The 13,944-nt window shown below is 30.9% G+C and carries 11 protein-coding genes; 5 read left to right on the top strand and 6 right to left on the bottom strand.

Translation table 11 applies throughout. The features are described 5' to 3' along the window. Positions 1-502: 502 nt before the first annotated feature. Positions 503-2,818 carry a YcdB/YcdC domain-containing protein gene (locus ACREV6_RS09520; RefSeq protein ID WP_431577779.1) on the bottom strand — a complete coding sequence of 772 codons (2,316 nt, stop codon included), beginning with the start codon at positions 2,816-2,818 and terminating at the stop codon, positions 503-505. Between the two features lie 260 nt (positions 2,819-3,078). Here ACREV6_RS09520 and ACREV6_RS09515 point away from each other — a divergent pair, with 260 nt between their 5' ends. Next, positions 3,079-3,696 (top strand): flavin reductase family protein, encoded by a 618-nt coding sequence (locus ACREV6_RS09515; protein WP_431577778.1) that lies wholly within the window; start codon positions 3,079-3,081, stop codon positions 3,694-3,696. A 139-nt stretch (positions 3,697-3,835) separates the two neighbouring features. Here ACREV6_RS09515 and ACREV6_RS09510 read toward each other — a convergent pair whose 3' ends face one another. After that, positions 3,836-4,780 carry an SPFH domain-containing protein gene (locus ACREV6_RS09510; RefSeq protein WP_431577777.1) on the bottom strand — a complete coding sequence of 315 codons (945 nt, stop codon included), beginning with the start codon at positions 4,778-4,780 and terminating at the stop codon, positions 3,836-3,838. A gap of 30 nt (positions 4,781-4,810) precedes the next feature. Beyond that, positions 4,811-5,239, bottom strand: coding sequence for an NfeD family protein (locus ACREV6_RS09505; RefSeq protein ID WP_431577776.1), 429 nt, complete (start codon positions 5,237-5,239; stop codon positions 4,811-4,813). Positions 5,240-5,767: 528 nt separating this feature from the next. Between ACREV6_RS09505 and ACREV6_RS09500 the strand changes: the two genes are divergently transcribed. Further along, complete coding sequence (locus ACREV6_RS09500) at positions 5,768-7,678, top strand: NAD(+) synthase (protein ID WP_431577775.1); 1,911 nt, start codon at positions 5,768-5,770, stop codon at positions 7,676-7,678. Positions 7,679-7,781: 103 nt separating this feature from the next. Here ACREV6_RS09500 and ACREV6_RS09495 read toward each other — a convergent pair whose 3' ends face one another. Continuing rightward, complete coding sequence (locus ACREV6_RS09495) at positions 7,782-8,204, bottom strand: YaaR family protein (RefSeq protein ID WP_431577774.1); 423 nt, start codon at positions 8,202-8,204, stop codon at positions 7,782-7,784. 276 nt (positions 8,205-8,480) lie between these two features. Between ACREV6_RS09495 and ACREV6_RS09490 the strand changes: the two genes are divergently transcribed. From ACREV6_RS09490 to ACREV6_RS09480, 3 genes are all read left to right on the top strand, one after another. Beyond that, positions 8,481-9,017: a chromate transporter gene (locus ACREV6_RS09490; protein WP_431577773.1), complete on the top strand. Its 537-nt coding sequence runs from the start codon at positions 8,481-8,483 to the stop codon at positions 9,015-9,017. Then, positions 9,018-9,554, top strand: coding sequence for a chromate transporter (locus tag ACREV6_RS09485; RefSeq protein WP_431577772.1), 537 nt, complete (start codon positions 9,018-9,020; stop codon positions 9,552-9,554). It abuts the gene before it with no gap. A 99-nt stretch (positions 9,555-9,653) separates the two neighbouring features. Beyond that, positions 9,654-12,317 carry a cation-translocating P-type ATPase gene (locus ACREV6_RS09480; protein ID WP_431577771.1) on the top strand — a complete coding sequence of 888 codons (2,664 nt, stop codon included), beginning with the start codon at positions 9,654-9,656 and terminating at the stop codon, positions 12,315-12,317. A gap of 85 nt (positions 12,318-12,402) precedes the next feature. On the opposite strand, the gene ACREV6_RS09475 is transcribed toward ACREV6_RS09480, so the two are convergent. Continuing rightward, positions 12,403-13,242, bottom strand: a complete 840-nt coding sequence (locus ACREV6_RS09475; RefSeq protein ID WP_431577770.1) for a CvfB family protein — start codon at positions 13,240-13,242, stop codon at positions 12,403-12,405. A gap of 21 nt (positions 13,243-13,263) precedes the next feature. Beyond that, positions 13,264-13,761, bottom strand: a complete 498-nt coding sequence (msrC, locus tag ACREV6_RS09470) for a free L-methionine (R)-S-oxide reductase MsrC (RefSeq protein ID WP_431577769.1) — start codon at positions 13,759-13,761, stop codon at positions 13,264-13,266. Positions 13,762-13,944: the final 183 nt, after the last annotated feature.

Genomic DNA, 13,944 nt, shown 5'->3' with positions numbered 1-13,944 from the left:
TTCAATTTCTTTCATAACCATTCCTCCTAACTTAATTATTAGATATTATTACCACAAATACCATTTATTTATACAAAAAAAAGAATGTAGCTAGATTTATTTACACAAATCTAGCTACATTCCCTTTCAACCTATCTATTTACTACTTTTATTACACAACCTATTAACTCAACTCTTGGAATGGCAGGTTATAATCCATTTGTTGATGGATTTGATATCAAACTATTAATAAGCTTGGGGTTATGGATTGTAATATCTTTAATTGTTTATTTTGTTTTAAGTAGATTTCTTTTTAAGGAGACGACTAAAAAAGAAAATTAACAGATTTTACAGCAATTAATTAACTAAGCATTTTTCATATATAGTTCATCAATCATAAATTACGATACTTTAAGAATTAATAATCGTAGCACAATATTAATTGGATAGGAAATTTCTCCGAAGTGACTTGCAATAAGAAACGACAAACCTATTGTAATTCACGTAGGAGAAATTCCTTCCTTTAATATTGTATGTTTCTCACATTGTTAAGTACATTATAGACACCTATAGCTAATTGTTCCATGGTGGTATTGTCCTTTGGCTTAAATTCATTGTTTTCTATTTGTATAAATCTAAAAGCCTCTGCAATAGCAACATACCCTAAATTACTCTTGCTTATATTTGCTGCATCTTTATAATTAATTTTAAACAATTCACTGTGATCAGCCAATTTACTATAATTAGTATATTTAACTAAGGTTTTAGCCAGTTCCTCTCTATTAACTAATTTTTCTCCTATAAATTCACCATCTGAATTTTCCATAATTCCATAAGACACAGCCATTTGAAGGTATTTATAGTTTACATCAGATTTTGCAATATTTGAGAATTTAAGTTCTGCAGTTTTATCTGCCATATATGGTGTATAACCTCTTGCATTTACTAACATTTTTATTAAATCAATTTGAGTAACCTTTTTATCTAATTTAAAATCACCAGTTTCTATTAATCCTTTTGATGCTAAAATACTTAATTCTTTTTCTGCCTTACTACCTTTGATTTTCCCCTTAAATAATTCTACATTTTGGTCAATATTTTCACCACTATAATTTAGAAATTTACCAGTAAGAGCATCAATATTTATATTATCATACATCCCACTTGCATCACTTAGTTTATAAGCGAGTTTTACTTCTAATTTTGGTTTATCTGGATTGTCACTTTTATTTATTTGTGTATAAACAAGGACAGGCTTATACTTACTAAACATTATTTCACTTGCATTTCCCTTGCTTATAGCATTTTTAATATCTGGGAATTTAATATTTTTATCCCAATTGCAATTTAAATTACTCATGTCGCCGGTTACAGCACTGAAACCAATATTTATACTATTCTCATTAAATTCTATGCCATTTTCTGATCTTGAAAAGTTGAAATAGTAATTTCTTTCACCCATTTTATCGTAATCACTATATTTATAATGAAGTTGTTCTGTTTTTATTTGTTTTACTTTGCCTTGATAATACTTCACAACTACGTCTATCGCCTTATTGTATGCCTCTTCCCAAGATAATTTAGTTTCGAATTTTGCAGTGCCATTATACTCTTCATTAGAATATTTATAACAGCTTACTATTTCTCCAGTTAAAGCATCTATTGATACATTTCCACTTTCACTAAATTTTCCTGCATCTCCTTTATTAAAGGACGCACTCCAAGTTTTATTACTTGAACTTCCAAAGTTTTCAGCATATTCTTGATATCCTAGCCCTTGAATTACATAACCCTCACCATAAACCTTATTTATCAAACTTTTTATTATAGTTCCTGCTTCCTCTTCTTCTATTGCCTTTTCTCTAGTTGTTACCACTTTTGCTTTATTATAAAAGTCCACCTTTTCTTTATTACTCAAATCTTTTATTACAGGGCTGTTAGCATTATTAAATGGATCCATGAACTTGCCCTCTTTAGCATCTAACACATTTCCTTTACTAAACTCTGGAACATATAATACTTTTACCTCTCTTTTATTTTCATAATACTTGTAATTTTGTGTAAACGCCGTGTATTTCAAATTCATTTTAGCTTCAGTTTTAAAAGCTTCGACTGCAGTTTTAGAATCTACTATTCCTTTAATCTCTGGAAATTTTAAATCTGCATTCCAATTATTATAGTAAGAAACTACCTTTCCCGATGCCCCATCAACTTCTATATTAATACTATTACCATCAAATTCTAGTCCATTAACTTTATTTACATAATTAAAATTATAATTAGCTGATCCATAATTTCCGGAATTATTATAATCTTTTTTATTTAATTCATTGTATTTTTTAGATTGAATTTTTTTAACAAAATCATCACTGATTTTTTCTGCTTCCTTAGCTGTTATTGTTGGAACTGTATTTTCTTCATTTACGGCACGTTCATAATTATTTGCTTGAGTAACTTCACCAGTTTCTGCATTTAAGGTAACACTAATGTTAATAGTTTTTTCCATATTATTCATTTGCCAATTAATATTCCAGGAGCTACCCTGCTTCTCATTGTAATTAGATGTATTAAAATTACTTGTTTGTGTAAATTTGCTCTCATCTATTTCCGTATTAAAATAAGTTTTCATTACTCCCTTTGCAATTTCCTTTGCTTTTTCCTTTGATATTTTAACACTCTTTTCAGCTTCGCTATTTGTTGTAATTGCAGTTCCTGCAGTTGTGTTTACAATTGACGTACCCGTTTGAGCCTTTGTCATAGATTTTGCAAAAGTTGAAGTTGTACTAGTAAACGTTAATGCAGATGCTAATAATATTGAAAATATTTTTTTCCTGTTCATAATAATTCCTACCTTTCAATAATAATATTATAATGTTTCATATGAAAACCTATCTTTTGTTGAAAAGTATACTCCCTTTGATTTAATTACCATTTATATACATTATAAACCATTATAAATTCATATTAGTTACATATAAATTACATTTTTTTCTAATTTTTATAATTTTTTTTTCAAATAGATTTGAAACTTTATAAATCTTTTAAGGTATTGTATAATGAATAATGTTATAGAAAAAAAAGGCATGGGAGTGAAGATATATGACAAAAACTATTTTTAAAGGCAGTGCAATGCTAAATCCTGTTCCTGTAGTATTAATTACCTCAAAAAATAAAGAAGGTAGCATAAATGTTTTTACAGTCGCTTGGATAGGAACAGCTTGTACTAAACCGCCGATGATAACTGTAGCCATAAGGCCTGAAAGGCTTTCCTATGAATATATAAAAGAAAGTGGTGACTTTGTAGTAAATTTGCCTAATTCAAAAATGGTTAGACAAGTGGATTATTGCGGGGTACGCTCAGGACGGCAAATAGATAAAATTCGCGAAATGAACTTCACTACTGAACCCAGCAAGGACGTCATAGCTCCTTTAATTTCTGAATGCCCAATAGCCCTAGAGTGCAAAGTTAAAAGCATTACACCTCTAGGTACCCACCATTTATTTTTAGCTGAAATTGTTAATACTCATGTAGATAGTAGCTTAATAGATTTAAAAGGGAAAATTCATTTTGAAAGTGCAGATCTTATTACTTATTCTCATGGTGAATATTTTAGTGTTAATTCTAAACCTCTAGGCAAATTTGGTTATTCCGTTCAGAAAAAAAGCAATAGTGAAACTCAAAAAAACAAAAAATCACCACATAAAAAGAAAGCCTGATTAATTAAACTGGTACCCTTTTAAGATTATTCTATACAAAGGTACCAGTTTATTTTCAGACTTTCTTTTCATATTCAAATAAACAACTCAGAATGCTAATTTTTTTCCATCTTTTACTTGTTATTTATTTTTGTGTTCACTATTTATTCATTTTTAACATGTCACCTATTGCTGCTATACTACCAAAACTAGACAATGTTTCATTTGGAAGTATAAGTTTATTAGCTGGGTTCTTAGCCATTTCTTTAAGAGCTTCAATCTGTTTTAAAGCTATTACTGTTTCGTTTGTACCTGACTCTATAATAGCCGAGTTTATTCTTCTTATTGCATCTGCTTCTGCAATTGCAATAGCCTCTATAGCTTTAGCCTTACCTTCTGCTTCAAGAAGTTGAGATTCTTTCATTCCCTCTGCACGTCTAATATTTGCTTCTTTTTCAGCTTCAGCATTTAATATTTGAGCTTGTTTAAATCCTTCTGCTTTTTCAATCTGGCTTTGTTTTTCACCCTCTGCTGTAAGAATAAACGCTCTCTTATCTCTTTCTGCTCTCATTTGTTTTTCCATTGCCTGTTGAATTTCAGATGGTGGAATTATATTTTTAATTTCTACAGATAATATTTTTATTCCATAAGCATCTGTAATTTCATCGATTATTTCGAGAAGTCTTAAATTTATTCTATCTCTTCCTGATAATACTTCATCTAAAGTCATATCTCCCACAATATTTCTCATATTAGTTATTGTAGAATACACAATACCTGATTTATAATCCTCAATATTGTACACTGCATCTCTTGAGCTAATAACCTTATAAAATATAACATTATCAATTGATATATTTACATTATCCTTAGTTATAACATTCTGTGGTTGTATGTCGAGTATTTGTTGCTTTGTAGAAATTCTTCTTCGAACAAAATCTGCAAAAACAATTGTTAAATGCCAACCTGGCTCTAGTATCCTATGAAACTGACCAAACCTTTCTACCAAACACACAGATCCAGTATTAACGATTTTAATAGATGATAAAATCATAATAACTAATATTAACAATATAACCAAACCTATAACTGCTCCTATTTCCATTACAAATCCCTCCTTAAATTTTAATACAACTTATACTTTCGCTATTAATAACTTATTTCCTTCAATACCAATAATTTGAACTAAATCACCTTTTGTTAAAGGCTTTCCTACATTTTTCACAGTCCAATAAATACCTTGGAATTTAATATTTGCTTTTATGTCAATATCTTTTGGTATATTAAATTCAGTTCCTATATACCCTTCTTCCATAGTCAGTGTTTTGCTTACAGTTTTTTTTATGGTTTTCTTGACTATAGGATACCCCACAGCCGTGCACAACGCACTAACCCCTATAAAAATAATAGCTTGAACAACTACTGGCGCATTAAAGCCTATAGAAATTATTGCTGCAATTGCACCTATAGCAAACCATATAAAGAGAAAACTACTTGTTGCAATATCAATAGCTAGTGCCCCTAATGCTACAATTATCCAGAATATCATTGGTTTCCATTCCATGTTGTACCTCCCCCTTTCGAATATCAATTAGAGTTATAAACTTTCCAACATTATGATATTACTAATCCTTATCTAAGTATATCTCTTTTTTGCATTTTATAACACCATTTCTTTCTGATATTCCCACGCCAAAAACTTTACATGTTGTTAATATATTATTATATAGTATTTTTTATGCATAATAAAGTTTCGTCTTAGTACGCTATACGTTATTTAATACCTCATTATCGTTTCTTCATAGTATTATCTTATGTTTGCTTTCATTATCTCATTAATTCGCCTTTTTAATAAAATACCAGAATAATTTGAAAATACGAAAATAGTTGGGGACAGTTAACAATTATTTAAACTAAATAGTTGGGAAATAGCTGGGGACAGTTAACAATTATTTAAACTAAAGTAAAATAATTGTTAACTGTCCCTACTAATGAATCTAAGATAATGATATAATTTTAGTGAATATTGGTTATAAAAAATCAATTTAACAAATACTATACTTGAAAACCCAACGAAAGGTTGTGAATTAGTTTGGATACTTCTTTTATTAAGGTTTCTGCTGCTTGTCCAGTAGTAAATGTAGCAGATATAAAATCTAACTTAATTAACATACAAATTTGCATAGAGGAGGCTTTAAAGGAAAACTCAAAATTTATAGTTTTCCCAGAACTTTGCATAACAGCTTACACCTGTGCAGATTTATTTTTACAACAAGCGCTAATTGAAAAATCCGAAAGTGCAATTAAATCTTTATGTGAATTTTCTAAAAACAAAGATATACTAATTGCTGTAGGAGCTCCACTACATTTTAATAATTGTCTATATAATTGCGCTTATGTAATATTTAAAGGGAACATTTTAGGAATAGTGCCAAAAAGCTATATTCCTAATTACTCGGAGTTTTATGAAAAAAGATGGTTTACTGAAGGTCTTGGCATACTAGGCAAAACTGTAAATCTTTCTTTTGCAAAATCCATCCCTTTTGGAACTAATTTATTATTCACCTGTAACAATATTAAATTTGGTTTTGAGGTTTGTGAGGATCTTTGGGTAACCATTCCCCCTAGTAGCTATTTAGCCCTTCAGGGTGCAAATATAATTGCTAATTTATCTGCATCTAATGAATTGGTTAGCAAAGCTGATTACAGAAAATCCTTAGTTTCATCTCAGAGCGCAAGATGTATGTGTTCTTATTTATATGCATCCTCTGGTGTTTTTGAATCCTCCACAGATTTACTTTTCAGTGGCCATCTTTTAATTAGCGAAAATGGTTTATTATTAAAAGAAAATAATAGATTTCAAAGAGAAAATGAAATTATCACTTCTATTATTGATATAGATAAGTTAAATAGTGAAAGGTTAAAAAATATCAGCTTTAGAAATGGTACTTCTATTTGTCCTTTTGAAGCCTGCGAAATTCCTTTTGAATTTTCAAGTTTAGAATTTGGGGCTTTTGATAGATATATTGATAAGCATCCTTTTGTTCCTTCAAATGAATATCAGCGCGAACTACGTTGCAAGGAAATTTTTAATATTCAGTCCTCAGCGCTTGCTAAAAGATTCTCTTATACTGGGCTTAATAAAGCTATAGTTGGGATTTCTGGCGGACTTGATTCAACCCTTGCACTACTAGTTATAGTTAAAACCTTTGATATGTTAAATCTGCCAAGAAAAAATATTATTACTATTACTATGCCTGGTTTTGGAACTACAGATAGAACCTATATGAATGCGGTAAACTTATGTAAACATTTAGGTACTGAGTTTAGAGAAATAAACATAGTGGACGCTTGTTTGCAACATTTCAAAGACATAAACCATCCGGTAGAAAAACATGATGTAACTTATGAAAATGTTCAAGCAAGAGAAAGAACTCAAATTCTTATGGATGTTGCCAATAAAGATGGTGGACTATTAATAGGGACAGGAGATTTATCTGAACTAGCTTTAGGTTGGTGCACATATAATGGAGACCATATGTCCATGTATTCCGTAAACTGCTCGATTCCTAAGACACTGGTTCGATATTTAGTTAAGTATGTGGCCGATAAAGAGGCCTCAAAGGAAGCTTCCGATATACTTTTAGATATCCTTGACACTCCTGTAAGTCCAGAACTTCTACCTAAAGATGTGAATGGTGAAATCACTCAAAAAACTGAAGACATAGTAGGACCTTATGAACTACATGACTTTTTCCTTTACTATTTTATGAAGCAAGGAGCCACCAAAAGTAAAATATTATTCTTAGCTAAAGAGGCCTTCAAAGCCGATTATGACGAAGATGAAATTATCAAATGGTTAGATAAATTTTTAAAAAGATTCTTTACTCAACAATTTAAACGTTCAGCCTTGCCAGATGGTCCAAAAGTAGGAACTATAAGTTTATCCCCAAGAGGAGATCTTCGAATGCCATCTGATGCTAGTTTTAATTCTTTCCTTTAAATCATAATTTGCTATGCTACAATATTAGCTCAAAAAAGTACATATATTGCATTATGTTGTGTAGAGTTTATTTATCAAGCTTTACGCAATATGTGTACTTTTTCTACTTATAAACATCCACAATAAGTCCCGCAATTTCATCAATAGTGTTTGCTACATCAAGATTTTCTTTTTCTCCACTCAATAGCATTTGTGTAAGTTCTTCTAGTTTCAAATCCACAGTCTCCACTGTTATAAAATATTGCGTTTGCCAAAAACTAATATCCTTTTTAACCTCGTACATATGTTTTAAAACAGAGTCTAAGTATTCTCTAATTAAATTTTTATATGCCCTCACATCTGCAAAGCATTTTGTAATACTTAATCTATTCCCTTTCTTTTTTATGTCATCCATCATATCTTTAAGTTGTTGTTCTGATTTCTGCTGCCTAGCAAAACTAAAATTCTGAGAAAAATCTTTTTTACTAGATACAGTTTTCTTATCTGGTACAACAGATGAATTTCTTCTAGCTCTTGATATTTCCATGTTTTCCCACCTCCTGTTTTTCAAAATTAGTTGTTCTTAATGTTCTCATACCATTATATACATTATATCTAATTTTCCAAAAAAAAATATACACAATATGAAATTAATTCTTGCCATAATGTAAAATTAATTCTTTACTCATAAATTTGCCAATTATTTTTTATATTAGTATAATAATATGGTAAATACTATAGATTATAGATATAGGTTTTTGCTTTTAACTTACGCTAGAACACTATTTTTATCCATAAAATTAAAATTCTTAGGGGTGGACAAATGAAAAAATTACTGAATATGTTTTGGACTTTCTTTAAAATAGGAGCTTTTACCTTTGGTGGAGGGTATGCCATGATACCGCTAATAGAAATTGAAGTTGTCAACAAAAAAAAGTGGATATCTAAAGAAGATTTCTTAGATATAATTGTTATTTCTCAAACTTTTCCTGGAGCCTTAGCCGTTAATAGTAGCGTATTTATAGGCTATAGAATTAGTGGACTAACTGGAGCTATCATTGGGCTGCTAGGCGTTGTTTTACCCTCCTTTTTTATAATACTACTAATTGCAGTTTTTTTTATGAAATTCAGGGATTATTATTATGTGGATTTGGTTTTCAAGGGTATTTCTGCTGCAGTACCAATGCTTATACTCATAGCCGTAGTAAGTTTATCCAAATCTTTAAAGAAAAGCTATGCAAATCTTATTATAATTTTACTTTCCATGGGGAGTATATTATTCTTAAACATACACCCTGTTATAGTTATACTTTTATCTGGTTTATATGGGGTTATATTTCTCGGAAAGAAGGTGAAGTAATTGTCAATTTTAATAAAAATTTATCTCTCCTTCTTAAAAATAGGTGCTTTTAGCTTTGGTGGAGGCTATGCTATGATTCCCCTTATCAAAAGGGAAATTGTAAATAACAATAACTGGATTACCTCCAAAGAGCTTATTGATATTATAGGTATATCCCAGATGACTCCAGGACCTATAGCCATTAATTCAGCAACTTTTGTAGGTTTTAAAGTTGCTGGTATATTAGGTAGCATTTCTGCAACTCTAGGTGTGATTTCCTTTTCATTTATCTTAGTTTCTATAGCTAATCACTATATTGTTAAATTTAAAGAATCCTACATAATGAAGTCTGCACTTGAAGGTATGAGGCCTGCGCTAATTGGTCTTATAATCTCTGTATTCTTATCCATGGGAAGCGACTCTTATAAAGACATTAAAAGTATAGTAATTGGAATCATAATTTTAGGACTGCTGATTAAAAGTAAACTTCATCCAATTTTAATAATTGTGATTTCAGGGATACTCGGTATTGTGTTTTATGGCTTAATACCTATTTGATTGTTTCTCTTTATTTGAAATATATTTTAGTATAATAATTTTCTTGTTTTAAATAAATTAAGTTATAATAACAAATACTAAAAAGACGAGGTGATATTAATGTTCTTCAACAAAACTATTGAGGAAGTTTTAAAAGAATTTGGTTCTAATCCAATAACAGGACTTTCTCAAAATCAAACTGAGCTAAAAAGAGAAAAATTCGGACTAAACCAATTAACAACTAAAAAACCCAAAACTCTAATAGCAATGTTTTTTGCTCAACTAAATGATATTTTAATTTACATTTTACTTGCAGCCGCGGTGATTTCTGCCCTCCTTGGTGAAACAAGTGATGCAATAATAATTGCTATTGTAATTATTATTAATGCTACAGTGGGAATTATTCAAGAGTCTAAAGCAGAAAAAGCTCTTGATGCACTAAAAAAATTATCTACGCCAAAGGCTGTAGTTAAAAGAGATGGAGAGTTAAAAGAAATTCCATCAGAGGAAGTTGTACCTGGAGATATTATTATTATTGATGCGGGGAGATATGTGCCTTGCGATTTGAGACTTATTGAAGCTGCAAATTTAAAAATAGAAGAATCTACACTTACTGGAGAATCTGTGCCTGTGGATAAAGATGCTTCTCTAGTTCTTCCGGGCGAGGATATACCCCTGGGGGATCAAAAAAACATGCTCTTCATGTCTACCTTGGCAACCTATGGTAGAGGTGTGGGCATAGCTGTATCCACTGGAATGGATACTCAAATAGGTAAGATTGCTAAAATGTTAGATGAAAAAGTAGATGATGAGACCCCGCTACAAAAGAAACTAGCACAACTTGGTAAGTATCTGGGAATAGGTGCTCTATTCATATGTGCTCTTATGTTTATAGTAGGTGTTCTTCAAAAGAGAGATCTTTTTGAAATGCTACTTGTTTCTATAAGTTTGGCTGTTGCCGCTATTCCTGAAGGTCTTCCTGCTATAGTAACTATAGTGCTTGCTATGGGAGTTCAAAAGATGATAAAGGAAAATGCTATTGTAAGAAAATTACCTGCTGTTGAAACTTTAGGTTCTGTAAATATTATTTGTTCAGATAAGACAGGTACTTTAACTCAAAATAAAATGACAGTAACAAAATTCTATGCTGATGGTCACTTAGGAGCTATAGACAGTCTAAATATCGATCATAATGAACATAAGCTCTTACTAGAAAATCTTATTCTATGCAATGATGCAACTTACTCCGAAAATTCAAAAACTGGGGACCCCACAGAAATCGCTTTATTACAAGCTGGAGTAAACTATGGCATATTTAAAGACGACTTAGAAAAAATTCATAAAAGAATCGATGAAATTCCTTTTGATTCAGATAGAAAATTAATGACTACTGTAAATAAATACGATAATGACTATTATGTAATGACAAAAGGTGCTATTGATAATCTATTAAATCTATGCACAAAGGCATATATTAAAGGCAATATAATAGAAATCACGCAAGATATAAAAAAAGACATATTAGCTGCCTCAAATAATATGTCTGACAATGCACTAAGAGTTCTAGGTGCCGCTTATAAAATTCTTCCCAGCTCTCATGTAGAGATTGATTCACTAGAAAATGATTTAATACTTATTGGCCTGGTAGGTATGATAGATCCCCCAAGGCTTGAGGTTAAGGATTCTATTTCCCTATGCATGAAGTCTGGAATAAAAACTGTAATGATAACAGGCGACCACCAAAACACGGCTTTTGCTATAGCCAAAGATTTAAATATTACTAATGATTCTTCTGAGGTTATATCTGGCACGGAGCTTGATAAAATGTCTGATGAGGAACTAAATAATAGAATTGATAATATAAGGGTATTTGCAAGAGTATCCCCCGAACATAAAGTGAAGATTGTACGCGCTCTTAAAGCAAAAGGAAACATTGTATCCATGACTGGCGACGGAGTAAATGACGCTCCCTCTCTTAAAATGGCAGACATAGGTGTCGCCATGGGTATAACTGGTACTGACGTGGCTAAAGGTGCTGCTGATATGATACTCATAGATGATAACTTTTCAACTATTGTTGCTGCTATAAAAGAAGGAAGAAACATCTTCACAAATATTAAGAAAACTATAATATTCCTTCTATCTTGTAATATCGGAGAAATTATAGCACTATTTCTTGCAATACTTTTAGGCTGGGCTACTCCCCTTCGACCTATCCATATATTATGGGTCAACCTAATCACCGATACATTACCAGCTCTAGCTTTAGGTGTAGATCCTGGCGATCCTGATGTAATGAAGTATAAACCTCGAAATCCAAAAGATAGTTTATTTAAGGGTGAATCCGCAAATTTACTTCTTAACGGATTTCTAATCGGTATATTAACCCTAGCTGCATTTATAATAGGTGCAAAATATTATAGTGGAGACACTAGTTTATTTCCACTATTCCCGAAGAATCTTTCAGAGGATGCACTAAAACATGCACAAACCATGGCCTTTGTAGTACTTAGTGTATCTCAACTAGTACATTCTTTAAATATGAGAAATGAGAAGAAATCCATATTCCAAATAGGTTTATTTTCAAATAAATATTTAATTGGAGCTATAGTTTTTGGCATACTACTACAAGATTTTATAATCACTGTGCCATTTCTAGCAAATGTTTTTAGTGTTCATTCCTTAAGTTTAATGGATTGGGGTTTTGTTACTATTCTATCCCTTATGCCACTGCTTTTGAATGAAATTGTAAAAATATTCAAACGCAGTTCTTCCATAATATAAGGAAATAGATAACAAAAAAAAGTAAGAGTCTGATGACACTAAATCATCAGACTCTTACTTTTTTTAAAAATGTGAATATAATAAATTATTTTATTTTAGTACCCTCTTCATCTTGAAAAATTAAATCACTCTTCATAAGGCCACCTAATGCTCTTTTAAAAGCGTTTTTGCTAGTTTTGAAGACTTTCTTTATATCATCTGGAGAACTCTTATCATTGTATGGCATAGACCCATCAGAGCTTTTTAAATATTCTAATATTTGTTCTTCAACTACATCTCTTTCTTCTAGTCTTGGTTTTCTTACTGTTAAGTCCATTTTACCATCTTCGTAATATTTTTTTACTCTTGCTTTTAATCTATCTCCAGGCGTTATATTCATATAATTCTCATTTCTTAGAATAACCCCTCTATAAATATCATCAATAGCTATCATTACAGTACCATTAGTCTGTATTCCATATACTGTACCTTCCACTTCATCATCAATTTTATATGAATCTGTCTCATATAAATATTTATCAACAAAAGTAGTGGCTGCAATTCTTCCAGTCTTGTCTAAATATATATAAAAAAGATATTTTCTACCTGTTTCTAATTTGTAATTTTCCTCCTTAAAAGGAACCAATACATCTCTTTCTAAACCAATTTCTACAAAAGATCCTATTGCAGTCATATCAATTACCTTAAGGTAAGCTAAGTCTCCAACCTTTGCAAGTGGTTTTTTAAAAGTTGCAATTAACCTGTCACTCGAGTCTCTGTATATAAAGGCTTCAACTTCCTCATCAATGGCAAGTGCTCTACCTAAAGTACTTTTCATTGGAAGCAGTATGTCATCACTGGTATTATCTGTCCCAGCGCCTAAATAGTACCCAAATTCCGCGCGCCTTACTACTGTTAAATTATTTAAATCTCCTATGTTTATCATTTATTATCTCCTACCTTCTATTTAAACTTTTGACCAATCTATATATTTGTTAAGTTTACAAACAAATTCAACTAAATATTTTTCTTCAAGCTCTGTAAACCTCCCTACCTCTGGGCTATCTAAATCCAAAACTCCATAAACTACATCCTCTTTTATTATAGGTATAACAATTTCTGAATTTGTTGCAGTGTCACAAGCAATATGTCCTGGAAATTCATTTACATTTTCTATGCGCTGAAGTTTTTTTGTCGCAACTGCCCTGCCACATACGCCTTTACCTATTTGTATTCTGTTACAAGCGGGCATTCCTTGGAACATTCCAAGCACCAATACATTTTCACGTACAATGTAAAACCCTGCCCAATTTAATCTATCCATAACTGCTTTAATAATTGCAGCAGCATTTGATAAATTTGCTAGGTCATTTTTTTCTGAGCTGAGCTGTCCTTCTAAAAGAATAAGCATATATTTATATTTTTGCTCATTTGTCATCTTTTCTATTCCATTTAATTTTATCATTTTTTTCACTCCTTAAAAAAACAATAATTCCCTACCTTCTATTGTAGTTAAAAATCGGTGAAAATAAAAGCTATTTTGTCTATAATCTTATTTTTTTTTTTAAATAAGGCAAAATCAAAGCAAATTCAAAGCAAACCCAAAGCAAACCCAAGGGGACGGTTAACAACTATTTGTACAAATACA

Source organism: Clostridium sp. (assembly GCF_050717515.1).
Classification (GTDB): Bacteria; Bacillota; Clostridia; order Clostridiales; family Clostridiaceae; genus Clostridium_AD.
This window is presented reverse-complemented; position numbering and strand designations above follow the sequence as displayed.